The following is a 24315-nucleotide window of genomic DNA, read 5'->3' as shown; positions in this document are numbered from 1 at the left end:
TTTAACATGAAATACGAATTGAAGCAGCATTTTCAAATAGAATCAGCTCGTTTTTTACCCCATTTACCAGCAGATCACCCCTGCTCACGCATGCACGGCCATAGTTTTAAGATTATTCTGACCCTAAAGGGTGATCTTGATCCTCAAATTGGATGGGTTGTGGACTATCACCAAATCACTCAAGTGATGCAGCCTCTGTTAAAGCAACTCGATCATCGTGTTTTAAATGAAGTCGAAGGACTTGAAAATCCAACATCTGAACTACTAGCTAAATGGATTTACGAACGCGCCCTCAAAACCCTGCCCATTTTACAAAGAGTCACCATTATGGAAACTCCAGCTACGGAATGCACCTACCCTGTTTAGGATAGGTGACATGAGGCCGAGCAATCGACCCACAGAATTAATTGCGAAATTGAGCGTTAACGCGAACTTGTTTATTAATGTACTCAGACAGGTTGTCGCTTGAAATTGTATTCGGAGCGTACAGCATCACAACAGTACTTCCCATACGGAACATTCCTAACTCGTCACCTTTTTGGATCTTTTGCCCCTCGTAGGTCTTTTCTTGAACAGCACCTGACAACAGTTGGTTTCCACGAATTTCTTTATCAAATGCCAACTCGATCTGTCCTACATTTGTCGCTCCGACAAACATAACACCAACCAAACCACGATCCGTTTCAATCTCAACTAAGACTCTTTCATTCACTGAAAAGAGCTCATGAATATTTTCAGTAGACCATGCATTCACCGGCCACAAAGCCCCCGGTATATACACTACTCTTTTGATCTCTCCTGTTACCGGAGAATGCACCCGATGGTAATCTGTTGGGCAAAGATAATACGTTAGAAAAGAGCCCTTATCGTATTTTTTCATCGCACTCGAATCACGGGTGAACGACTCCACTGAGTACGTCTTATTCTTAGCTTGAATCAAGCGACCAGAAGTGATCGGAGCCGCCTGAGTAATCACAGAGTCAGCAGGATGAACTGCCCACGTATCCGCCACAGGTCGCAGGCCTGGCTTCAATCTACGAATAAAGAACTCACCTAAACTTGGGTAATGATCCACTGGGAACTCAGCTTCTGCCAAACTAATGTTATAAGCTTTCGCAAAAGCTGTGATCACAATTTTGCTTAGAAAACGTGGCAATGGAATGTGCACTAATTGACCAACGAAGTAACTGACATGATTCTTTGGAATAAATCTGGTTATTGCTGACATAGGCCAATCTTGCTATATTCTATTGTAAATGTCGAAGATTTTTAAAGATATTAAACTCCCAATCGATCAGGAACTGTCTGAGCACCTACTTTGGCTGATGCCAGAGTCTGGGGGCTACCGTATCCTGAGGCAATCGGTAGACGCCCGCAAAAAACACTCGCCTCACTTTGTCTACACAGTTGAAGTCGCCGAAAAAGGCGAAACCTTAAAAACAGAAGCTTTCTCTTTACCTCGCATCTCGAAACTCCCTGCTACCTTCCAAAAACCTATTATCATCGGATCTGGCCCTGCCGGATTATTCGCAGCTCTTAGACTTGTTGAACGTGGAATCCCCTGCAAATTATTTGAACGCGGCAGTCAATCTGCAGATCGCATCAAGGGCATCAATCGCTTCTGGCGCTATGGGGAACTCGATCGTCGCAATAATGTTTGCTATGGCGAAGGCGGCGCAGGACTGTACTCGGATGGCAAACTGATTACACGAATTAAATCAGACCATATTCCCTATGTACTAAATCGCTTGGTGCAGTTTGGAGCTCCGGAAGAAATCCAGTGGCTTTCAAATCCCCATGTAGGTAGCGATAAAATCAGACGAGTGATTCCAAAAATTCGTGAATTTCTATTGCAAAATGGATGTGAGATCTTCTACAACTCACAGGTGACACAGCTTCTTTACGGCAAGAACTGCGTCACCGGAGTTATCACAGAACAAGGCCACCAACATCACTCGGATCATGTCATCCTTGCCACTGGCCACTCTGCCGAAGATATGCTTCAACATCTGATCGATTCGGACGTTTTTGTAGAGGGAAAATCTTTTGCCATGGGGCTTAGAATTGAACATCCCCAAGCCGAGATCAATCGTATCCAATACCGAGAATTTGCAGATCATCCCAAACTAGGTTCAGCCAACTATAAACTCGCTCACCATGACAATCAATCCGGAGTCGGAATCTACAGTTTCTGTATGTGCCCCGGAGGTTATGTTCTTTCCAGCGGAACAGAACCCGATGCGCTAGTTTGTAATGGGATGAGTAACTTCAATCGCAACTCTCCTTACGCCAATGCGGCCATGGTGGTCAGCATTCAACATGATAAACTTTTTGGCGAGGATCGCATGGGCGGGATGAAGCTCAGAAAAGAACTGGAAACGCGCGCGTTTCAAGCCGTCAAAGAAGTCGGAGGAAGCAAAGAACTTCCCGTTCAAAACTTAGTTTCTTTTCTGCAAAAATCAAATCGACATAAGGTCACAGACACGTCATCTCCATCTGGCATTGTGAACACACGCCTTGATCAACTTTTACCTTCTTTTATGTATGAGAAATTAAAAGAAGGAATCGAAAAATTTGAAAGTCAGATGAAAGGTTTTATTTCAGAAAAAGCGAAACTCTACGGAGTTGAATCTCGTACGTCATGTCCACTACGTGTAACTCGCGACGACAGCACACTACAAAGCGTATCCCATCGCGGCCTTTACCCTTGCGGTGAAGGTGCTGGTTACGCAGGCGGCATTACTTCTGCCGCCTGTGATGGAATCAAATGTGCTGATAAAATTTTTGAAAGTCTTAAAACAATAGAAGACTAGTCAATATTGACTAGTCTCGTGAAGACGAACGACGTCCTTCAGAAGGACGACCTGTAGTGCTACGACGACGAGGACGATTTGAGTCATCGTCTGAATTCCATGATTTAAAACCATTTAATTGACGACTTGGTTGTTGACGATCACGGAACTTATCCTTGTCTGCACCAAACCCAAAAGCGCGGTCTCCGCGGTCATGACTGCGTTCAGCATTACGATCATTACCTCTGTCATAGCTACGACCTTCAAAGCGCTCGCTACGGCCACGACGTTCACCGCCGCGATCTCCGCGATCAAAACGGTCGCCACCGCGATCATTGCGCTCATAGCGATCACCGCCACGGCCTTGACCACGACCACCACTGCGATAGCGATCATCAGAGCGCGATGGGCGTCCGCCACCAGCTTGCATTTCACGAGGAACAACTCCATCACCTACGAAATCCATAGATGTGTCGCGATTTTCAAAAATATCCGGATGTTCAGAAAGCACAAGACGTTTTAAAAACTCTTCCACTGTAAAATCAAACTCGAAAGCTTCTTTTAGTTCGTCCATTTTGCGGTCTAAGAACTTACCTGCGCGATGATATAACTCATTGTCTTTAACTTGGTTCATACCATTAATAACATCACGTACGCGATAAACATTCAGCTCGTCATTTGTTGGTGCTGTACCCTTAACAAGATTTGCTTTCGTTACTTGTTGAATACGCTTTAATAACTTCACTTCATGCGGTGCCACGATTGATAAAGCTAAACCTTTTTTACCTGCACGACCAGTACGGCCGATACGATGAACATAGCTTTCCACTTCGCGTGGTAAAGAGAAGTTGATAACGTGAGTTAAGTCATTGATATCCAAACCACGGGCAGCCACATCTGTTGCCACTAAGATCTTAACGCGTCCTGAACGGAAATCTTTCAAGATAAAGTCACGCTCTCTTTGTGGGCGGTCACCATGGATGCAATCCACTTTGAAAGATTTGCGCTTTAACCAGTCTGTAATTTCTGTTACTTCACGTTTTGTCTGACAGAACACCAAACCATAGAACTCAGGGTTCATGTAAAGAACTGCAGATAACATTTGTAATTTACGATCAGGATAGATCGTGTAGTAAATTTGCTCAATTTGAGGTTTTTGAGAATCTTCTTTGTGAATTTCAATCTTGTCATAATCTGGCAAGTATCTAGAAACCACACGTCTGATCTCTGGTGACATTGTAGCTGAGAATAACCATTTACGTTTATCTTCGCTGTCTCCGATGGCTTCTAAAATTTTCTCAAGATCGTCTTGGAAACCCATAGAGATCATCTCGTCAGCTTCGTCCAAAACTAAAGTCTGAACATCTTTTAATTTTAAAACTTTGCGGTCAATAAGATCACACAGACGACCTGGAGTTCCCACAACGATTTGTACGCCTCGTTTCAAGGCCGTAATTTGACGATCATAAGAAGACCCACCAAACACCGTCAGCGTGCTTAGGCCCTTCCATTTTGCCATTTTTTGTAATTGCGCTTCCACTTGAGTAGCTAACTCACGTGTCGGACACATCACCAATGCCTGAACAGACTTACTTTCAGCATCGATTGTTTCGACCAACGGAATCCCGAAGGCCCCTGTTTTTCCAGTTCCTGTCGCCGCTAAGCCAACGAAGTCTTTTTCGCGCCCCAATAAAACTGGGATAGCTTGTTTTTGAATAGGTGTTGGTTGAGTGAAATTTAACTCAGCTAAAGAACGTAAAACCTCTTTAGACAGACCCCATGTAGCAAAGATATTTTCAGACTCTTCTTGAGCCTCGATATCTGCTGCTTCCACTTCTGGATTTGATTTTTTAGATTTAACTTCCTCAATAGACGACGAGTCCATTTGCTCTTGCATGGCTTTCCTTAATTGCACTTCGGTGCAGGTTATATGTACTAGCACCCCAGCCAATACACATTATTAAGGCCATGAGTGCAATTTACCCAAACAGTCCCAAAGACTGTAAAAATGAATTGAACCTCTTAAGTAACGGAAAAAAGGCACAAAAGCCACTGGTTTGTGACAAAAACAACACCTTTTTAAAAAACCATGAACAAAATACTTTCTTTTCTGGAAAATGACGAACTTTTATCTGCCCATTTCTCCTCTGAAACAGAGGTGTTTTACTCTGATACAAGACTTTGAAAATTAAACTAGAACTAGACTTTATCCCTTCTGGTGACTCAGGTATCCTTACTGAATGAAATACGTCATTTTATTTTCTATATTTTGCAGCTTGAGTTGTTCCCACACCCCAGACATGCGATTTCGTAAAACGCTGGAAAATCTAAATGAACCCACAGGTAAGTTCAGTGCCAATTTAGACACATTGACCGCAAAAAACATGACAGGACGTGTAGCTCTTGGTCTAAAACGTTCTTCATCGCTTTCTACAGCGCAACTGAATGAGCTAAAAGCGTCTTTACGTCGTACACCTACAAGTTCAGTGGCCACTTCAACACCGCGTCCAACTGTGCGTGTGAATGTGTCAGAAGCCTTAAAAAACTCTGATTTTGCTATTTTGAAAGATGCTAGTTTAGATCAAATTATCAACACAGCATCTCGTTTACCCCAAGCCCGTATCAATGCTCTTTCCTCTGAGGTGGCCGACACGTATCGCTGCCAACCAGCACAACTCAGCTTAGCCCTTGCCGCTTTAACCGAGCGCGAGTTCCCATTGGCTTCTGCTATCAAAACAGCAACCAAGTTATATGAAAAAGCTTATGACTGTGGATCTGGCGAATACAAAGCCCGCGCTGCTTATCGCCTTGGTCTATTCGCCTTAGCAGATAATGACTGTAAGAAATCTTTGCCCTATTGGTCTGCAGTAAGCCAGTCTAATGAAGCTCGTTTTCTTTTCTCACGTGCCGAATACTGGAGAAATCACTGCGACCAAAAAACCGCCAACAAACGCCAGATCGCCATGGAGTTTTACAACTCTTACCCTTTAAGCTTCCACGTTTTACAAGAGATGCAAGATGCGAATGAAGATCTGAGCCAACTGGTGATGTCGCGCACAACACCTCGTGTTTTAGTTCGTACTGAGTCTGACAGACAAGTGAACACTTTAGTTGAGCAAATCGAACTCGCTATTGAAAACAATAACTTCTCTGCTGCCCGAGATATGCTTTCGTGGATCAATGACAGCAAGATGCAAGAGCTTGAACCACATTTTATGCTTTATTTAGGTCATCTATCGCACATGTCACAAGATGGCCTGCGCACGTTCCAATTACTTTCAAAAGTTTTCTCGCAGCATCCTCAATTAAAAACAGCAACAACTTTAAGATTGTTCTATCCAAAATGGTATTTCGACGAAATTCAAGCTCAAGCAAAAAGCCAAGGTTTAGATCCTCTTTTGATTTTATCTTTGGTTAGACAGGAAAGTGCCTTTAATAGAACCGCTGTTTCCCGCGTTGGAGCCCGTGGCTTGATGCAATTGATGCCCGCTACAGCTCGTGGTTTAGATCGCAGTCTAACGCCTGCACGCCTAATGCAAGCGGATAAAAACGTTCATGCCGGTACTCTGTACTTCTCGCGCTTGATGAAGCGTTACAACGGCAATGTGGTTCTAGCTTTAGCCGCCTACAATGCAGGATTTGGTGCTGTTGATAAATGGGTGGCTCGCTATAAAGTCGACAATCAATTGTTGTTCAAAGACTTAATCCCATATCGTGAAACACGCGAGTACGTGGCTTCTATTTTAAGAAACCACTACTGGTATCAAATGCTCGAAAATCAAAACTCTCCTAAGATGATCTTAGGACAGCCAACATCGAATCCTCAGGACCTTATAGGTTCCGTCGATATTGACCACCTACTTCGTACAGCGCTTGCGACATCTGATACAACGAACAGTATCTTGACGCGCTAAGAAGAGCCTCGAAGATATTTCCGCCCGACAACGCAGTTTTTTGTAAATTCTTTAACTCGTGTTGGGCGCGATCTGCATTCTCGCTTTGGAAATTATTTACATGATTCAATTGATGATTCTTTTCATCCTGAGACGCACGCGCTAATTCAATCTTAGGTGGGACATAGTCCTCAGCCAGAGTTTTCGGATTAATAAATGTATTCACCCCGATCACTGGCAAATCCCCACTGTGTTTCAAGTGTTCGTAGTACAAAGACTCTTCTTGGATTTTTGATCGTTGGTACTGAGTTTCCATAGCACCTAAAACTCCACCACGCTCGTTAATACGCATGAATTCAGCTAAAACAGCCTCTTCCACCAAATCTGTTAACTCTTCAATAAAGAAGCTTCCTTGATTTGGATTTTCATTCTTAGTCATACCGAATTCGCGGTTGATGATCATCTGAATCGCCATCGCACGTCTAACCGACTCTTCTGTCGGAGTCGTGATCGCCTCATCATAGGCATTTGTATGTAGCGAATTACAATTATCATAGATCGCTAAAAGTGCCTGCAATGTCGTACGAATATCATTGAAATCAATCTCTTGCGCATGCAGCGAACGCCCAGAAGTTTGGATATGGTATTTCAGTTTTTGTGAACGATCATTAGCCTTATACAGATCTTTCATGGCCACAGCCCAAATACGGCGCGCCACACGCCCCAATACAGAGTATTCAGGATCTAAACCATTACTAAAGAAGAAAGATAAGTTCGGGGCAAAATCATCCACTTTCATTCCGCGCGACAGATAGTACTCAACAAAAGTAAATCCATTTGAAAGTGTGAAAGCCAATTGACTGATTGGATTCGCACCGGCTTCAGCAATGTGGTATCCTGAAATACTCACGGAGTAGAAATTTTTAACTCCGTTACGAGTGAAATACTCTTGAATATCCCCCATCATTTTCAATGCAAAATTGATCGAAAAAATACACGTGTTCTGACCTTGATCTTCTTTTAAGATATCGGCCTGAACTGTTCCACGCACTTGCTGCATGGTGCGCATTGCGGTTTCTTTCCACTCTGTTTCAGTCAAAGAACGACCTAATTCTTTTTCACGCTTTTCAACCTGCTGATCGATTGCCGTGTTGAAATAGAATGCCAGAATCATAGGGGCCGGACCATTGATCGTCATACTCACTGATGTATTCGGACTGACAAGATCAAAACCCGAATAAAGTTTCTTCATGTCATCTAAAGTACAAATACTAACGCCAGACTCACCGACCTTACCGAAAATATCAGGGCGTAGATTTGGATCTTGACCATACAGTGTCACAGAGTCGAAGGCTGTCGATAGACGATGAGCCGTTTCACCTTTACAAAGATAATGAAAACGTCTGTTAGTACGCTCAGGAGTTCCTTCGCCTGCGAACATACGCTTTGGATCTTCATCGGCGCGTTTTAATTGAAACACACCAGCCGTGTAAGGGAATTCACCCGGAACATTCTCCATTTTTAAAAACTGGAAGCGATCTCCCCAGTCACGGTACTTTGGTAAAACCACTTTACGGATACGTGTGCCACTTAACGACTGAGAAACTAGTTTCTGCCGAATTTCTTTATCGCGAACTTTAAAAATCAATTCGTCGGCAGCGTATGTCTTTTGTAGGTCATCCCAGCCCTCTAAGGCCGCCAACTCATGTGCTTCGAAATCCTTTTTATAGCTTTCGATATGTTGAGCCACCTGTTGGGCATCTAAGCCAATCTCTAAGGATAGGTTTTTTAAGGCCCCAATTTTTGAAGCTTTTTCAGCTAAATCATTTACGCGCTTTTTATACTTGCGATTGGTCGCCACGATCTCGGCCAGATAGTTTTGTCTTTCTGGAGGAATAATCATGTGTTCGTCTGCCGCCAGTACATTTTTACGCAATTCTTCCGAAACTGCCGGTAAAGCATTTTTTTGAGTTAAGGCATCAGCCAAAGAGAAAAACAACTGATTGACGCCGCCATCATTGAATTGGCTCGCCTGAGTTAAAAACACAGGAACCTTAACGTCATCATTAAATATTTTACGAGATCTTTTATACTGTTTCGTTACATCGCGTAGAGCATCCTGTGCTCCACGGCGATCTGCTTTATTAACTGCAACAAAGTCAGCAAAATCGATCATATCAATTTTTTCTAATTGCGATTGAGCACCAAAATCAGAAGTCATCACGTACAAGGACATATCACTGACATCCGTGATAGCCATGTTTCCCTGACCAATCCCAGAAGTTTCCGCGATAATAAAATCAAAATCCAATTGCGACATAAACTTAACAATATCAGGTAAAGTATTTGCGATCTCTTTTCCCGATCCTCGTGAAGCCACCGAGCGCATGTAAATATGCGGACGAGACAGTGAATTCATACGAATTCTATCACCCAATAGTGATCCACCCGTTTTTCTTTTAGAGGGATCTACACAGACAACACCTAGTTTTTTACCCGGATACGCATTTAAAAAACGCTGTGAAAGTTCATCAATCAAAGAAGATTTACCCGCACCACCAGTTCCCGTCACACCTAACACAACCGGCTTATTGCCTTTTTTAACAAAGCTCTGAAGGCCAAATTGACTTAGACTGACATCTTTAATCCCATTTTCAATGGCCGTTAAAGCAATACCCAGTTCAACAGAGGGAATAGAGTCATTTTGAAAGATTTGTTTTTTGCTGTTTTTCTTCTGAGCTTCAATCAAATCAAAATCACATCCTTCGACGATCATTCGAATCATACCTTCAAGCCCTAGACGACGCCCATCATCAGGATGGAAGATTTGGGCAATACCATAATCTTCCAACTCACGCTTTTCATCGTGGACGATCACACCGCCGCCACCACCATAAATTTTAACGTAACCAGCGCCAGCTTCGTCCAATAAGTCTTTTAAGTACTTAAAGTACTCCATGTGTCCGCCCTGATAGGACGAAATACATACCCCTTGCGCGCCCTCTTGCAATACGGCTTTCACCACATCTTGTACAGAGCGATTGTGTCCCAAATGGATCACTTCAGCTCCCATATCCTGCAAAATGCGACGGATGATATTAATGCTAGCATCATGTCCATCGAACAAAGAAGCCGCGGTGACAATGCGTATAGGATGGCGCAACGGGGTACTCATATAGAACTATTCTCCTTTAAAAGCAGGCTTTCTTTTTTCAACAAAGGCTGTGGTGCCCTCTTTCGTATCTGCAGAGGTAAATAACGTCGCAAAAATATTGGCTTCATTTTCTAAAGCGGCTTCTGTTTCAAGATCGAAACCTTGATTAATTGATTTTTTAGCTTCAGCTACCGCCAACGGCGAACGTGACAAAATCAATTCGATTTTTTTAGTCACAGCAGCCATCAACTCAGCTTGCGGCACAACTTGATTCACAAGTCCTAGATTCAATGCTTGCTCTGCTGAAATCATTTCTCCGGAATAGGTCAGCTCGCGGGCTTTGCGAATACCCACAGCGCGGGCCAATCTTACGGTTCCACCAAATCCTGGAATTAAACCTAAACTGACTTCTGGTAATCCGAATTTTGCATTCTCACTGGCGAAGATGAAGTCGCAGGCTAAGGCTAGTTCTAAGCCGCCACCTAGGGCAAAACCATTAACCGCCGCCACCACTGGAATTTTCAATAAATTCATTTCGTGGAAAATACTCTGACCGCGCTTTGCAAATTGCATAGCTTGATCTTCGTTCATATCCATCATTTCTTTGATATCGGCCCCAGCAACGAAAGATTTTTCTCCGGCGCCAGTGATAATTAAAGCTTTCACATCTTCAAAGCTCATCTCTGAAATTTGACGAAAAGCATCCCCCATCTCGTTCAATAATGCCGTATTCAAGGCGTTCAAAGATTCAGGACGATTAATCGTCAAAACCCAAAGACCATTTTCTTTATTTTCTAACTTAAGTGTTTGATAATTGAATGACACCGAAAACTCCTATCTATTTAGCGTAGTTATAAAATCCACGACCCGTTTTGCGTCCCAACCAACCGGCTTCAACATATTTTACTAAAAGCGGACATGGGCGGTATTTTGAATCCCCTAAACCCTCATACAAAACATTCATAATAGCCAAGCATGTATCCAAACCAATGAAGTCCGCCAAAGTTAATGGACCCATCGGCTGATTAGTTCCCAGCTTCATGGCCTGATCGATACTTTCAACAGAAGCAATGCCCTCGTGTAGGGTGTAAGCCGCTTCATTGATCATCGGCATTAAAATACGATTAACGATAAAACCAGGCATATCTTTGACCGACTCAACAAAAACCTTGCCCATTTTTTCAGATAGCTCACGAGTCACTTTGAACGTGTTATCTGAAGTTTGTAATCCGCGGATACCTTCCACCAATTGCATCAGAGGAACTGGATTCATAAAATGCATACCTGCAACTAGCTCTGGTCTTTTTGTAACTGAAGCAATTTTTGTGATCGAGATCGACGATGTGTTCGATGTTAAAATCGCATCTTTCTTAACGATTTCATCAAGTTCACGGAATATCTTCAATTTTAACTCGATATTTTCTGTGGCTGCTTCCACAACAAAATCGCAGTCAGCCAAGTCTTGCATTGATGTCGTCGTTTTGATTTTTTGTAAAAGCGATTGCTTTTGTTCTTCTGTCATTCCAGATTTTTTAATCAAACGATCACAGCTTCCAGAAATTGTGCCTAGACCTTTATCTAGAGCCCCCGATGAGATATCAAACATCACCACGTTATACCCAGCGGCTGCCGCCACTTGTGTGATTCCGTTACCCATCTGTCCGGCGCCAATAACGCCGATTTTTTTAATCGCAGATACTTCCATAAAACTCCCTTTTCGGCCCCTCATAGGCCCTCAGAAATGTTGTTAAAAATTAGGCATTTAAAAACATCACAATATAACAAAGAACTGGCCTTGATTGCAGAGATTTCCCCTCTGAGAATAAACTTAGATGCTATTTGTCATACTCAGCTCTTTTTTATTAATTTCTACGCCGGCAAAAGCCAATATTGATTCACCTAACTACAAGTCTCAAGCATTTGAAGTGCCTTTTTTTAAGTCGACAACCAGCCTTTTTCCTTCAGGGCACACCACTATCGAAAACCTACAGAAACAGCTCGTGACCTCACAAAAGGCCTCGGACAACCATTACAAATGGAATAAGTTATATTTTAGACAGGACGAGCTACGCCCTCTTTTTGCGACTCATCTTTCCCGCTATGTGATCGAAGCCAAAACAAATCGCCGTTACAAAGTTGTGGAAGCCAATGCAAAATCATTCCAACTTTACGACGAAAAAAATGGCATCTCAAAAACAGCGCAAGTGCACAACCTCATCGCGGATGCATATGATGCCGGCTACGTTATGGCATTGAAAGATCTTTACTTACGCACTTCTGCTAACGAAAAAGCCCAAATTCAAACAACGATTCCACAGGGGACACAATTAGTGGCAGAAAGATACGACAACCACTTTGCCCTTGTGAAATATCAAAATTATCAAGGTTATGTGGATCTATCTGAATTGATCACAAAATATGATTTCGCCACATTTGTCTTCGCGCAGGATAAATGGCACCGAGTGCGTGTTAGAACCTTTGATAGCATCGCAACAACTAACAATGAAAAAATTCCTTTAAATATCATCAAAGGCACGATCACTCCGGCCACACGTGGAATTATTGCTTCGACATCGCAAAAAATCCCTCTATGGAGCCATGTCGAGCTAACTCAAGATCAAGTAACAACGTGGAATCAAAGTCGCCTAAAAGAGCACGGACTTGTTTGGTGGAAACCCAACCCAGAAACAGAACAAATTTACTACAGTATCGATGAGCTATTAAAACGCGATGTTGCTTCTGTTTCGTTTCACCCCAAAAATCCGCTCAAAGGCATTCTGTCTTCCGATGGAGTCTTCATCACTGAAAATGGCAATTCATGGAAGAAGATACCTCAGTTTTCAAATTACAATGGCCCCGTACACTACTTTAGCGATGCCCTACTATTTGTTGGTAACTTCCGTAGCGTTGACGGAGGAAAAACTTTTGATAACTACATTCAAATCGATAAGTTAGCTTCGGCGATCGAATACCAATTCGGTTTTTTCCCTAAAAAATTACAAGTTAAAAAAATCGAGACTTCACCCGCTTCCAAGTTGAAAATTGAAATCGACACTGGAAATCGTCGCATCAAAATGGAAAGTCCACTATTTGCACAAAAGTGGACCGCTTCAAAAAGCTAAGGTTTTAAAGGCTAATTTTTATTCTCGGTCACCCATACATGATTCATACGCTCGTACACGACAGCTTGTAGTTCTTTTCTGCGGTCTTCAGAGTAAATATCGGTTCGAATAGGCTCTAAGATATGAATGTAAATCGTTCGACTGAGTTGGTCCTTATTGAATAAAAAACTTCCTTTAGGAAGAGCCTCGTAGGCTCCCACAATAACAGTCGGCACCACAGGTACCCCTGCTGACATTGCAAAAACAAAAGGGCCCGCCTTAAAGGATGACAACTTAGCCCCGTGAAAGCGTCCCCCTTCAGGTGACAGCGCAAATTGCTCTTTATTCGCAAAACGCTTTTTGGCCTCAGCATAAATTTTATAAACTTCGTCACGATTGTTACGTGCAATTGGCATCGTACCTACAACTCGCATAGCCTGCGAAAAAATAGGAATTTTAAATAACTCCGCTTTCGCCCCGAAACGCAAATGAGGTAACGATCCGGCTAAAGCAAAAATATCGAAAAAGCTCGAATGATTGAATAAAAACAAACAGCCCTCGTCCGGAATGTTCTGTCTGCCATGAACCACAACTTTAACGCCCGACAGCCAACAGCAAAGACGACACCAAAAACCAATCAGCGCATCATCAATTTTTTTATTGCCGAAAATATAATGAAATAAAATGACAAAGGGTCCAATAGCAATAACCGTGAATGGAAAAAGAAGTGTTGCCAAAATAGAGCGAAACAGAGCTATTATTTTCATTCTGGAAATAACCTTTTCACAGCTGCCTGAACTTGACGATTTTTGTAGGCCGAATGTTCGGATTCACCCGACTGGATTTTTCCATAGGCATCTTGGTTCATAATCTGCACTTCAAATGGATAGAAGAAACTAAAAGGTTTCCCCGCTCCAGAGTCAATACGGATAAGTTGTCTTGAAATAAATTTAATGTATTTAAAATCCGCAGAGGAGTAAGGATTTTCCTTTCGGAATAAGCCTAAGAACGCATTTTGGTTTTTAATTTTATTTGCTAAAAGCCGATCGACCTGCTCGGGCGACCAACGATGATCTAACGTATGTTTTTTCGCGAGCTTGTCACACACCGCTAGGAATTCCTCAACCGGATACATATTATTCGAGGACTGTTCCGGCATGATCAGTGGGAAGCTGATGAGATTTTCTTCTACCAAAAAGCGAATCACCTGAAAGGAGTCAAATACAGTTTTCGTAACAAAACGAACTCCTAGTTTATCAAAAACACGGATCGCCAGAGCATCTTGTTTCGCCAAAAGTTTAATGACAGTGCTACTAGAAGTTTTAAATGGTTTGGTTTGAAAATCATGCAGCTCCACATGAGGATGCCCCTCTTTTTGGAATGAAACCAATTGTAACTTAGTATCTTCATGGCGTACTGCATTTTGGAATGGAGTTAAAATCTGTTTTTGAATCTCTTCTGAAAACGAACTAAAAAGATCTGTTTCCGCATGCACAAAGACATGCATGCATCTTAAAATAGCGCAGGACCATCGACGTAAAGCCTTATTCTGAGACTGAGACGCATAGATTAACAGCTTACGAATATCCCCGAGGCTCTCTTTACTGCGTAGCTCTTCTGGCATGTTCGTGGTGTCAACGTTTAGTTTTTCACGTATTAAGACTAAGGCTCGCCGATGAAAGTACCATAGACTTTCTAAATCCTGCGGGTTTGATAGCTGAAAGCCATAACTGCGGATAAAAGACTCAGCCTCATCCAAGCTGTGTATGTTCAGATTTCTATGATCAAGAATAGAAGACCCGCCAGCTACAACCGACAAAGCAATATCGTCAAATGAATAAAAAGAGGAATGTGTTCCCAGCATTCCTCTTGATTGAATAAGCTTTAAATCTATTTATCAACTGTTTAAATCAATTTTACTGAAACAGTGCGCAGCGTGCGATGTAAAATTGACCAAGATTTCCACTTGCTGGCTGTCCACCAACTACAGATACAGAGTTCTGATAAGAAACTGTTCCGCTGAAAGACTGAGCATCAATTTTACCTGTTAAACGAACTACGCCATACTGATCTTGAAGACTTAAGTAGCCATCACCAGTTTGCGTGTTGAATTGGCCTGAAATCGTCGCACCTTTTGCAGCCGTAAAGCTGATTTCAATCAGATTACTCGCTGTTTGATTCATCTGCCAGATAGAGTCGTAAACTGTGATTTTGAAGCTGGATTGACTTCCTACCACGTTGCCCGATCCATCTAACTTAACAAGACCTGAAAAACGAACGCCAGTGGCCGCATTTGCCATTCCGCTAATTGATCCCACTTCATTCGGAGAAAGCGTCGCCGACAAAAGACCTTTTACCTGACTTTCAAAGTTATACGATGTCTGATCATAAATGATACCGATGCTGGAAACAGATGTTGTACATTGTCCCATCGGAGTTCCACTGATTGTTGCCGTGGTCGTGTTAATGTTCGACTTCACCGAGCTCTTCTGCGGACTGCAAGCAGCCAACAACGATAATGCCATTAAACAAATGAGCTTTTTCATAAAGCCTCCTACTCAATAAAACACTATCGCAATTCAGGTGCCAGCTTTTCGTATCGCTCTGAAACACTGAGCTGGAATATAGACCTTCTTATTCAGAAACCCCAAACTCGCTACACAGGCGTCAATTTTTTTGACAATCAAGTTGGTTAGATTAATCTAAGTTTATGCTAAAAAAGATTTTCGAATACTTGCTGATTTTGGCCTTTGCCTCTGCCCTGACTCTTGGTTTTTATCTATTTCTAGCCGAGGCTAATAGCTCTCCATTACACAAATCTCGCATTCAAGTAACACTTGAAAACGTCTCTCATAAATGGAATGACCTTTTTTACAGTGACCTCAACAAGAAACAACCTGCCGACAATGTGGTCGTATTGGCCATAGATGAACCCTCTGTGATCGAGATAGGCCGCTGGCCTTGGAGCCGCACTGTCATCAATGAAATCACCCAACAGCTTCTTAAGTACGATATTAAAACCCTTTCCTACGATATTATTTTTTCAGAGGAAGAATCCGCAGCGATGGACAATAGCTTTGCCACAACTGTCTCGAAAGCGCCGGATAAACTTATTTTAGGAACTTTCAGCGACTACAGTTCACGTGTTTTGCCCTATCAAGATTATTGTCTAACTCAGGCTTTCCTTTACACAGGCGGCTCTCAGCTTGTGAAAATCAATCCCTTCTTACTGGTTGAAGACGACACCATTGTTTTCGAAGAAACTCCCTTTAATCAGCTCTTCACACCCTTATTTTCAGCCATCGATCAAACTTCACAGAGGACCTATCTTAATTTTTACTCTTTAGAAAGCTCGCAACAACTTTCACGCTACCAACTCAACACACTCAATTTTTTCAAAAAACAAAAGATCTATGAATACTGTTCCGAATGGTTAACAGCTCAAGACAACTACTCTTTTACTGACGACAACAGCATTCAAGCTCTGTATTTTAAAGTTTTCGAAACAAAAACAGCGGCTGAACTCAATGAAAAACTCTCGTTACTGAAAACAACACCTGTCCTTAATACTATTCCCCAATATGAAATGTGGACTCAAAACATCCCCGCGCTGCAAGAAGCTGCTATTTACACAGCCAGCTTTGTCGCTAGTCCCGATGCTGACGGCGTTATTCGAAACTATCCCTTACTCTTCAGAACTGGGAATCAACTGGGTACAAGTTACATTCCTTCTTTAGCGCTACAGGCCTATTTAGCTTCAACTGGCTATCAAGCTATTTTCAAACTGAAGCAATCCAATGGACAAAAGAATGTATCACAAATTGAAATTCAAGATGTCAGTCAAGATAGCGGTGCTGACGACACCCCGCTGGTGACAACACTTCCTGTAAATCCTGAGGGGAAGATGTTGATCAATTACTATGGAAAACAAAATACGATACCTTACATTTCGGCCAAAGAACTTTTACATGCCTCTGATCGTCTTGAATACAGCATCCGCATTCCGCAATCCAACGGCGCATTTCTTATCGAAAAACGCCAAGTGGATAAAGCTGAGTTTTTGAAAGATAAAAATATTATTTTTGGAGCCACCGCCGTCGGTATTTATGATATTCGCACCACTCCCCATGATATCAATTACCCTGGGCCAGAAATCCACGCAACAGCACTATCTAATCTTCTTTCACAAAATTACCTGAGATACTTTAAAGATGAGCTGCGATATGCTCCTTGGCTTTTATTTTTGACTCTGATTATCTCTTTGCTCATTTTTATTAAGGCAGAAGTTCTGTTAGCCTCCATTGCTTTCTCTTTAACAGCTATCATCCTTGTCCTTCTACAAAGATATCTGTACCATGAAGGCTACCTGTTTCACTCGTCGTTCTTATTTTTGGTCTTAGTTTTTACCTCGTTTTTTGCCTCTTTGATTTACAAGTACTTCTTCCAATCTAGAAAGTCTAAAGAGATTAAAAAAGCATTCTCTAAATACGTTTCAAAAGACGTCGTCGAAGAGATCTTAAAGAATGAATCTGCCATTGAGCTTCGCGGACAGAAACTCTTTATGAGCGTTTACTTTTCGGATATCCGTGGTTTTACTGAGTTCTCAGAGAAAATGGACCCTCTTGAGCTTTCTGAGTTATTGAATAAATACTTTACCCCTATGTCTGCAGTCATTACGCAACATCAAGGCACTATAGATAAGTATATTGGTGATGCTGTGATGGCGATGTTTGGCGCTCCAATCAACTATAAGAATCATGCGCATCAAGCCTGTTATGCCGCCTTAGGGTGTCTGAACGCCCTTGAAAAGCTGAATGAGGAGTTTGTATTAAGAAACTGGCCTAAGATTGATATCGGTATCGGGATTAATACAGGTTATATGAATGCGGGTAATATCGGATCTGAGACAATCCAAAACTACACTGTTATCGGCGACAGCGTGAACTTAGCTTCCAGATTAGAAAGCCTTAACAAAAATTATGGAACTCATATTATTATCAGCGAATTCACCTATGAAATAGTGAAAGATAACTTCAACTGCAAAGAGCTGGATACAGTCAACGTAAAGGGAAAGAAAGAGCCCGTGAAGATATACGAGCTCTTAAGCACTAAATAGTTCTATTTCAGTATGCTAGTACCATAGTAATATTTTGACTCAACGATCACCTCTAGCAAACAATTCGGATGTAAAATGACGCCGATAGATTTATCTTCGACCAAATTTTCTGGCTCTGGATTAAATAGCTCCAGTTCCGACTGGCGCTGCATATCTGTACACAACAGGTCTTTGAAAGTGAAATGCACGAGCGGTAAAGAGCTGTAAAAGACGTCCTCTAAAACAAATGGATGATCTTTTTCAAATGTCACCTCGGCGCTTACCGGGACTGACATCATCAGTTCGTATTTGGGGCCAATTTCAAGGTCATTCCACATCAAACCCTCGGCCTGAGCTATCATCGACATCATCATTACGGCAAAAAAGACTTTCATAAGCCCTCCCTATGTCTCAGCATAATACACTCTTTCTAAAAGAATATTAGCTCTAACAAAGTGTTTAATTTCAATAAGACAAAAGCCGATGATTTAAATTATGGCTCAAGAGTTCTGGGTTCTTTACGACCCCAATCAGAAATTGCAAACCGAAAAAATGTCAGATGAAGAGACTCAGTTTTCATTAATGAAAATGAAAACTAAAGAAATTAACGGCTTTCTGATTTGGAAAAACTCATGGCCTAAATGGCGCCGCCTTAAGGAGTTCTTAGATTCCGATGATAGTCCCTTTATGAGCACTTTTCTAAATGCCGGTGGTAACGACGACAAAGGCAACAGCGCCAGCTCACTACAAATGAAGCCCGTCGATCAAGAGACAGAAAAGCGCATTCAGGCCTCTTTTTCTAGCGTTCAACTTGAGGAAGTCAAACTATCGCATGCTTTAACTGGTGAGCAGTTTTCTGCCGAGCAACTCGAAAACTCGAGTGAAACGGCAAAACCCACGATTAACTTTAAAAACCTTGATAAAAGCTCAGCCTTTTCCAAGTCAAACAAAGAAGACAAATTTAAAATTGAGCTCCTTCTTGTCAGCCCCAAAGGCACGATGTTTCGTTCTATAGCTAAGAATATCTCTTTAAGTGGAACTTTTTCTGAAAGAATCGTACCTGACGAATTTCATCACAGCCCATTTGATCTGATTATTATCAATAGCATTGGTACTGAGGATAAAACAAAAAGAATCACCTTAAAAGCCAAGGTGATCATAACTGATTCTTCTATCTATTTAGAGTACATTAACCCGAGCGAAGATCAAAAAGCGGCTTTACGTACGACACTTGATCAATATGTGCAAGCCAGTCAAAAACTCAGTTCACAAATGAGCTAGAAGACCCCTTAGAATCCGAAGGATTTGGCAAACAGCAGACCGGCATTGAAATCTGTGTATTTGTTAAAATCTATGTTGGACTGATTGTTTGTCACCCCTACAGAAATTCCCAAAGAAGAATCTGTCCACCCCAGTGGCATCGAGATAATATGTGACAAAGCGTACTGATTATCTTTGCGAGGAATGTTTTTATCTGGATAGCTCAGGTTAGAATATGACAATCGCAAGATAGAGTTACTACTTCCGAAACTTGCATAGCCATAATTTATAGCCGCTTGGTAACGCTTATAACGAGCGTTGATACCAGTTGCGGTGTTCTGCTCGTAACCTAGATCATACATCAGGTAATGATTCATATCGGACAGATACTGTATCGGTGATAACATGACCTCTAAACGCGAGCCGGATGCATTATCATCATCCAATTGATAACCACTCGCCTTATCTGAGGCGACGACCACATTGTAGCGCATCGCAAACTTATTGCTCCATGGAGTCAAGGCCTGAAACCTTAAGAAAACAGAAGTATTCGCCAGTTCCCGCTTACTTCCACTCAGTGGTAAATACACCGTATAATGATTGAGGGATATATCAAACTTCTTAGCTAAAATACCTTCACCAAAAGTAAATCTGACAGGAACAGAAGCTAAAATCTGCAAGGCATCTGCGCCCTGCACCGTGCTGTTCGTTTGAAAGCTTTCATTGAAGGTGTAATTATCCAAGACAGCTAAAGTTGGATCTAGATTGAATGCATACTGATCTACAACTTTATAAGACAGAGCTCCACCATAACTTAAGACATGCCCATTAATTTTTTCTGGAAAAAGACTTTTCGATAAATTCAGAACGTTATCGTCATAGGAATAACCCAATAGAAATGTTAAATTTCCGCGATCTGAATTTTCATAATAGTTTTGATAACGAATGGCTTTATCCAACAACTCTTCGCTCATGTTATCCAACTGTGGATCGGTCGATACGTCTAAAGATAACTCTAAACTTGTGATTGCTTTTTCGTACTCACCTTTTTGAAATTGAATACGTCCTAAATAATAATAGGCCCTTGCCGTGTTTTGAGCTGGAGAACGTTTAATAAAGATCTCTAAGCTGCGGGCAGCATTATCGTAACTTTGCAACTGCATCTGATTCAAACCATAATAGTAGTACCAATTCAGATACTGACTGCGCACGCTGCTGATACGCGCTAACGCTTTTACAGACTCTTGATAGTTCTGTTGATTGTAGAGTTCAATGCTCTGATTTAAAATCTGATGAACCTTTTGCCTGTCTAATTGGGCAAAGGCCTTAACACTAAGAAGAAACACACACGCTGCCAGAATATTCTTGATCATATTTTCTTATCTAATTACCTTCCGGCTGCGTAATAATTTTAATTTTAGACTTATCGAACTTACGATTCGTAGCGCCCTCAATTAATTGATTACTCTCTTTCGTCAGATCTTTTAATGGCGCCGTCGTCACCGGAGTTGTCGCCCCGACTGTGGCCGCGGGAGTGTCCACTTTGACTTCATTTTTTACCGAATCTTTTCTTACATTTGTATCGGTTTCAATTTGTCGAATTTCCTGCACAGGAACTTTTGCTGGTGGTGTCGGATTTACATTAGCTCCACCATCTTGAACTTCAGACTTTTCACCACGTCCAACAACGACCTCACCAGAACCACTGGCCGCAGTTCCCTGCTGAACCGAACTCAGACTGGCAAAGCTCACTTGTCCTTTTAAGGTAATGACCTCAGTCACACGAGTAGATGAGTTATAGGATGTGATGAACTGGGTTCCACGCACACCGGCCACGGCAGTCGCCGTGCGCACTTCAAATTTGCTATTTTTGTTGTCGTATTTTTGCTCGACATTATTACGAACCTTACCCTCGATCAAATTAAGGCGCACATTCTTATCCTTAGATGTGTTCGAGTATTTCTCAATTTTCAATTGAGTATTCGGAGAGATATTAATGATATTTCGATCTGTCATCACGATCTTAGCCCGCGAATCATCACCCGTAACAACAGTTTCACCCTCATGAATTTTTGAGCCGACTTTGGCTTCAGACACAGAGCTTGGGCCTTGAATCTTAACACTGCCCTTTACAACCATAAAAACGCCATGTTCAGATGCCCATAGCATCAGGGGATTAAATAGTACCAAGACATAAAGAAATACCTTCACATGGCCCCCTTTGACTCACGTTCAAAATCGCCCTGAATTCACAGCAAATTCAGTAGTAACTCAAAGCGATATGGTTCTATTAATATGATCTTGTTTTTGAAAAAAAATAGCAAGCCTAGATGACAAGAAGGCTTTAGCCCTAGGTCTGGCTTGCTTTTGGAGACTTAGATTTCTCAAATAGATACTCTCCTAGCAAAGCCAGAAGAACGCCTACTACAATAAATACGTCTGCTATATTGAAGACCCCAGTACGCAGTGGTCCAGTGATTTCGATCAGCATAAAATCAATTACATGCCCGTCTTCATGGAAAACTCGATCCCAAAGGTTTCCAAAACCACCTGCGATAATAAACGTATAGGCGTATAGATTTACCTTACTGACATTTTTGCGAATGATATACCAAAGCATTCCACCCAAACCTAAAAACACCACTAATGCAAATACAACAAAACGAACCCCTCGTGACAGCCCGCCACCCAAACCTAAAAATGCACCTGGGTTTTCGGCATACACAAGCTGAAAAAGACCATTCAAATAAATCATCGCAGGCTGTCCCATTAAATTATGAACAGCCCAATACTTAGTGGCCTGATCTGCAGCGCAGATAACAGCCAAAAGTAAAAAGATAACAACAATTTTATATCGTGAAGTCATTAGTTATAGAACCGTGCTTTTTTATCAGCTCTTTCTACTAATTTCGATGATGGCTTCAAGCGATTCGCTTTTCTTTCCGTAGCGTATTTAGTTAACTGTGTACGGACATAGTCAGCACCAATTGTATCTGCATACTTCATAAGACCACCTCTGAATGGAGGGAATCCAGTACCCATAATCATTGCTAAATCAACTTCATGTGGAGTGTCTACAATCTTATCTTGGTCTAAAGCTAACGCAGATTCATTAATCATCGCAAAAACACCACGCTCTAGGCACTCTTGATCTGAGTATGGATTTGTCGGAGCTGAAATACCCAACTCAGCGTAGATACTTTGATCCACTTCTGTTTTGCGTCCGCCCTCATACTTATAGAATCCCAAGTTTGTTTTTTGTCCCAAACGAGCTTTGTTCTTCTCTAGTTTTTCCATTAAAGCTGGAACTTCAACGCGATCAGGGAATGCTTTGCGGAAAATATTTAAAACTTTCACGCAAACATCTAACCCCACGCTGTCCATCAACTCGAATGGCCCCATTGGCATACCAAATTGATTTACATAAGCTTTATCTACTTTTTCAACGCTCATGCCTTCAGCTAACAAGAACGCCGCTTCGGCCATATAAGGTAATAAAAGACGATTCACTAAGAAACCTGGGCCATCTTTTACCACAACTGGCATTTTTCCCATTTTCTTTGCTAATTCGAATACTGTGGCAATAGTTTCATCAGAAGATTTCTCTCCACGAATAACTTCCACTAATGGCATCTTGTGTACTGGACTGAAAAAGTGCATCCCAGCAAAGTACTCAGGACGTGGGTGACCTTTCGCCATTTCATTTACACTAAGTGAAGATGTATTTGTTACGATAATCGCATCTTCACGCATTTCAGCAGCTGTCTGTCCGATTACTTTTTGCTTAATTCCCATGTCCTCAACAATAGCTTCAACTGTGACATCTAGATTTTTAAAACCAGCAAAGTCCAACCCTGTCGAAACTAATGCCATCTTCTGAGTGAATTGGTAATTATCGATAACTTTTTTCTTAACAAGCTTTGCCCATAGATCACGAGCATGCTTCAAAGCTTTAGCATTCGCTTCATAAGAGATATCTTTTACACGAACACCAATCCCTTTATCAGCAGCCACATAGGCAATACCACCGCCCATAGTTCCTGCTCCTAGAACGCCTAACTGTTTTACGGCTTTTCCTTTAACATCCGACGACACACCCGTCTGTTTCTTAACCATTTCTGTTAAGTAGAAAACGTGGATCAGATTTTTCGAAATATCTGTCACAGCACACTCAGCAAAATGCTCTAACTCAATTTGCAAAGCGCGAGTGCGATCGCTCATACCATACGTTTTACGAACAACGTCCAACGCCGCTAGTGGAGCGGGATAATGACCACGTGTTGCTTTTAAAACGCCCTCGCGAGCTTTCTTGAACACAACGCCTTTAAGTGGGCCTTCTAATAATTTATTCACAACACCGCGAGGTTGGAATGTCTTACGGCGCTTTTTAGCTCCGCCCGCTAAAATTTTCTGAATTTGTGTTTCAGCAAAACCATCCAACAGATTCACGTGCACAACATAGTCCACTAAACCAATCTTCAAAGCTTTTTTAGGGTTCAAAAGTTTTCCTGCCAAAATAACATCAAGTGATGCCTGTAATCCCACAGTACGTGGTAAACGAATACAACCACCAAAACCAGGTAAAATTCCCAATTTTGTTTCAGGAAGACCAATACGAGTCGAAGAGTCATCTGTAGCAATACGGTAGTCACACGCTAAGATCAGCTCACAGCCACCGCCAGCACACGCACCATGCACCAAAGCCAATGTTGGCATCGGCAGATCTTCAATTTGATTGAAAATCGTTTGTCCAGAACTCACAGCTACTTGTACTTCTTGTGGAGTTTTCAACTTTTGGATTTCTTCAATGTCAGCACCCGCAATAAAAATTTTAGGTTTAGCTGATTTGAAAACAACCATTTTGTAATTTGATGTTTGTAACTTTTCGATGTGGGCTTTCAATTCCGTCATTACCGGAGTTGAAAGCTTATTTACCTTTTCATTCGGTAAATCAAAAGTCAGGATCGCGATTTCGTCGTTGCCAATTTTCTTTGTAGTTAAATTAATAGCTGACATGTTA

General features: G+C 41.8%; 19 protein-coding genes. 6 read left to right on the top strand and 13 right to left on the bottom strand.

From position 1 onward, the window contains the following. The first annotated feature begins 6 nt into the window (after nt 1–6). Nucleotides 7–366: a 6-carboxytetrahydropterin synthase QueD gene (gene queD, locus A11Q_RS05525; RefSeq protein WP_015469808.1), complete on the top strand. Its 360-nt coding sequence runs from the start codon at nt 7–9 to the stop codon at nt 364–366. A 37-nt stretch (nt 367–403) separates the two neighbouring features. Here queD and asd read toward each other — a convergent pair whose 3' ends face one another. Beyond that, entirely contained in the window at nt 404–1228 is an 825-nt protein-coding gene (gene asd / locus A11Q_RS05520; RefSeq protein ID WP_015469807.1) for an archaetidylserine decarboxylase, read from the bottom strand. A 28-nt stretch (nt 1229–1256) separates the two neighbouring features. On the opposite strand from asd, the gene A11Q_RS05515 reads away from it, so the two are divergent. Next, nucleotides 1257–2813 (top strand): NAD(P)/FAD-dependent oxidoreductase, encoded by a 1557-nt coding sequence (locus A11Q_RS05515; protein ID WP_015469806.1) that lies wholly within the window; start codon nt 1257–1259, stop codon nt 2811–2813. Nucleotides 2814–2823: 10 nt separating this feature from the next. Here A11Q_RS05515 and A11Q_RS13450 read toward each other — a convergent pair whose 3' ends face one another. After that, the gene (locus tag A11Q_RS13450; protein WP_015469805.1) at nt 2824–4689 is read right to left on the bottom strand and encodes a DEAD/DEAH box helicase; all 1866 of its coding nucleotides are present in this window, start codon (nt 4687–4689) and stop codon (nt 2824–2826) included. A 403-nt stretch (nt 4690–5092) separates the two neighbouring features. Between A11Q_RS13450 and A11Q_RS13445 the strand changes: the two genes are divergently transcribed. Further along, a complete protein-coding gene (locus tag A11Q_RS13445; RefSeq protein WP_015469804.1) occupies nt 5093–6706 on the top strand; it encodes a lytic transglycosylase domain-containing protein in 1614 nt (537 codons plus the stop codon). On the opposite strand, the gene icmF is transcribed toward A11Q_RS13445, so the two are convergent. Genes icmF through A11Q_RS05490 form a run of 3 tightly spaced genes read right to left on the bottom strand, consistent with a single transcriptional unit; the run spans nt 6624 to nt 11544 of the window. Then, nucleotides 6624–9860: a fused isobutyryl-CoA mutase/GTPase IcmF gene (gene icmF / locus A11Q_RS05500; RefSeq protein ID WP_015469803.1), complete on the bottom strand. Its 3237-nt coding sequence runs from the start codon at nt 9858–9860 to the stop codon at nt 6624–6626. The two genes, A11Q_RS13445 and icmF, sit on opposite strands and share 83 nt — an antisense overlap. A 6-nt stretch (nt 9861–9866) precedes the next feature. Then, the gene (locus A11Q_RS05495; RefSeq protein ID WP_015469802.1) at nt 9867–10664 is read right to left on the bottom strand and encodes an enoyl-CoA hydratase/isomerase family protein; all 798 of its coding nucleotides are present in this window, start codon (nt 10662–10664) and stop codon (nt 9867–9869) included. A 13-nt stretch (nt 10665–10677) separates the two neighbouring features. Beyond that, a complete protein-coding gene (locus tag A11Q_RS05490) occupies nt 10678–11544 on the bottom strand; it encodes a 3-hydroxybutyryl-CoA dehydrogenase (protein WP_041575098.1) in 867 nt (288 codons plus the stop codon). Between the two features lie 127 nt (nt 11545–11671). Here A11Q_RS05490 and A11Q_RS05485 point away from each other — a divergent pair, with 127 nt between their 5' ends. After that, the gene (locus A11Q_RS05485) at nt 11672–12961 is read left to right on the top strand and encodes a beta propeller repeat protein (RefSeq protein WP_015469800.1); all 1290 of its coding nucleotides are present in this window, start codon (nt 11672–11674) and stop codon (nt 12959–12961) included. An 11-nt stretch (nt 12962–12972) separates the two neighbouring features. Here A11Q_RS05485 and A11Q_RS05480 read toward each other — a convergent pair whose 3' ends face one another. From A11Q_RS05480 to A11Q_RS05470, 3 genes are read right to left on the bottom strand one after another with little or no spacing between them, the layout of a single operon-like run. Beyond that, on the bottom strand, nt 12973–13707 hold the full coding sequence (locus A11Q_RS05480; RefSeq protein ID WP_015469799.1) for a lysophospholipid acyltransferase family protein: 735 nt from the start codon (nt 13705–13707) through the stop codon (nt 12973–12975). Continuing rightward, nucleotides 13704–14804, bottom strand: a complete 1101-nt coding sequence (locus tag A11Q_RS05475; protein WP_015469798.1) for a TIGR04552 family protein — start codon at nt 14802–14804, stop codon at nt 13704–13706. The genes A11Q_RS05480 and A11Q_RS05475 overlap by 4 nt, the downstream gene beginning before the upstream one ends. 52 nt (nt 14805–14856) lie before the next feature. Continuing rightward, entirely contained in the window at nt 14857–15486 is a 630-nt protein-coding gene (locus tag A11Q_RS05470; protein WP_015469797.1) for a hypothetical protein, read from the bottom strand. A 164-nt stretch (nt 15487–15650) separates the two neighbouring features. Between A11Q_RS05470 and A11Q_RS05465 the strand changes: the two genes are divergently transcribed. Continuing rightward, nucleotides 15651–18056, top strand: coding sequence for an adenylate/guanylate cyclase domain-containing protein (locus A11Q_RS05465; protein WP_015469796.1), 2406 nt, complete (start codon nt 15651–15653; stop codon nt 18054–18056). 2 nt (nt 18057–18058) lie between these two features. Here the strand turns inward: A11Q_RS05465 and A11Q_RS05460 are convergent, their stop codons facing one another. Then, entirely contained in the window at nt 18059–18430 is a 372-nt protein-coding gene (locus A11Q_RS05460) for a hypothetical protein (RefSeq protein WP_015469795.1), read from the bottom strand. Nucleotides 18431–18530: 100 nt separating this feature from the next. Here A11Q_RS05460 and A11Q_RS05455 point away from each other — a divergent pair, with 100 nt between their 5' ends. After that, complete coding sequence (locus A11Q_RS05455; protein ID WP_015469794.1) at nt 18531–19316, top strand: hypothetical protein; 786 nt, start codon at nt 18531–18533, stop codon at nt 19314–19316. Nucleotides 19317–19324: 8 nt separating this feature from the next. On the opposite strand, the gene A11Q_RS05450 is transcribed toward A11Q_RS05455, so the two are convergent. The 4 genes from A11Q_RS05450 to A11Q_RS05435 form a co-directional block, all read right to left on the bottom strand. Beyond that, on the bottom strand, nt 19325–20668 hold the full coding sequence (locus A11Q_RS05450) for a tetratricopeptide repeat protein (RefSeq protein WP_015469793.1): 1344 nt from the start codon (nt 20666–20668) through the stop codon (nt 19325–19327). Nucleotides 20669–20678: 10 nt separating this feature from the next. Then, entirely contained in the window at nt 20679–21506 is an 828-nt protein-coding gene (locus A11Q_RS05445; protein WP_015469792.1) for a FecR family protein, read from the bottom strand. A gap of 139 nt (nt 21507–21645) precedes the next feature. Beyond that, nucleotides 21646–22161 (bottom strand): signal peptidase II, encoded by a 516-nt coding sequence (gene lspA / locus A11Q_RS05440; RefSeq protein WP_015469791.1) that lies wholly within the window; start codon nt 22159–22161, stop codon nt 21646–21648. Then, nucleotides 22161–24311: a 3-hydroxyacyl-CoA dehydrogenase NAD-binding domain-containing protein gene (locus A11Q_RS05435; protein ID WP_015469790.1), complete on the bottom strand. Its 2151-nt coding sequence runs from the start codon at nt 24309–24311 to the stop codon at nt 22161–22163. The genes lspA and A11Q_RS05435 overlap by 1 nt, the downstream gene beginning before the upstream one ends. Nucleotides 24312–24315 lie beyond the last annotated feature (4 nt).

Origin of the sequence: Pseudobdellovibrio exovorus JSS (genome assembly GCF_000348725.1) — a bacterium.
Taxonomy (GTDB): Bacteria; Bdellovibrionota; Bdellovibrionia; order Bdellovibrionales; family Bdellovibrionaceae; genus Pseudobdellovibrio; species Pseudobdellovibrio exovorus.
Note: the sequence above shows the minus strand (reverse complement) of the source record. Positions and strands in the feature narration are given on the sequence as shown.

What these genes read in the sequence shown, in the direction of transcription:
- queD (WP_015469808.1), top strand. Translation starts at nt 7, where the DNA reads ATGAAATACGAATTGAAGCAGCATTTTCAAATAGAATCAGCTCGTTTT.
- asd (WP_015469807.1), bottom strand. Translation starts at nt 1,228, where the DNA reads ATGTCAGCAATAACCAGATTTATTCCAAAGAATCATGTCAGTTACTTC.
- A11Q_RS05515 (WP_015469806.1), top strand. Translation starts at nt 1,257, where the DNA reads ATGTCGAAGATTTTTAAAGATATTAAACTCCCAATCGATCAGGAACTG.
- A11Q_RS13450 (WP_015469805.1), bottom strand. Translation starts at nt 4,689, where the DNA reads ATGCAAGAGCAAATGGACTCGTCGTCTATTGAGGAAGTTAAATCTAAA.
- A11Q_RS13445 (WP_015469804.1), top strand. Translation starts at nt 5,093, where the DNA reads ATGCGATTTCGTAAAACGCTGGAAAATCTAAATGAACCCACAGGTAAG.
- icmF (WP_015469803.1), bottom strand. Translation starts at nt 9,860, where the DNA reads ATGAGTACCCCGTTGCGCCATCCTATACGCATTGTCACCGCGGCTTCT.
- A11Q_RS05490 (WP_041575098.1), bottom strand. Translation starts at nt 11,544, where the DNA reads ATGGAAGTATCTGCGATTAAAAAAATCGGCGTTATTGGCGCCGGACAG.
- A11Q_RS05485 (WP_015469800.1), top strand. Translation starts at nt 11,672, where the DNA reads ATGCTATTTGTCATACTCAGCTCTTTTTTATTAATTTCTACGCCGGCA.
- A11Q_RS05480 (WP_015469799.1), bottom strand. Translation starts at nt 13,707, where the DNA reads ATGAAAATAATAGCTCTGTTTCGCTCTATTTTGGCAACACTTCTTTTT.
- A11Q_RS05475 (WP_015469798.1), bottom strand. Translation starts at nt 14,804, where the DNA reads ATGCTGGGAACACATTCCTCTTTTTATTCATTTGACGATATTGCTTTG.
- A11Q_RS05470 (WP_015469797.1), bottom strand. Translation starts at nt 15,486, where the DNA reads ATGAAAAAGCTCATTTGTTTAATGGCATTATCGTTGTTGGCTGCTTGC.
- A11Q_RS05465 (WP_015469796.1), top strand. Translation starts at nt 15,651, where the DNA reads ATGCTAAAAAAGATTTTCGAATACTTGCTGATTTTGGCCTTTGCCTCT.
- A11Q_RS05460 (WP_015469795.1), bottom strand. Translation starts at nt 18,430, where the DNA reads ATGAAAGTCTTTTTTGCCGTAATGATGATGTCGATGATAGCTCAGGCC.
- A11Q_RS05455 (WP_015469794.1), top strand. Translation starts at nt 18,531, where the DNA reads ATGGCTCAAGAGTTCTGGGTTCTTTACGACCCCAATCAGAAATTGCAA.
- A11Q_RS05450 (WP_015469793.1), bottom strand. Translation starts at nt 20,668, where the DNA reads ATGATCAAGAATATTCTGGCAGCGTGTGTGTTTCTTCTTAGTGTTAAG.
- lspA (WP_015469791.1), bottom strand. Translation starts at nt 22,161, where the DNA reads ATGACTTCACGATATAAAATTGTTGTTATCTTTTTACTTTTGGCTGTT.
- A11Q_RS05435 (WP_015469790.1), bottom strand. Translation starts at nt 24,311, where the DNA reads ATGTCAGCTATTAATTTAACTACAAAGAAAATTGGCAACGACGAAATC.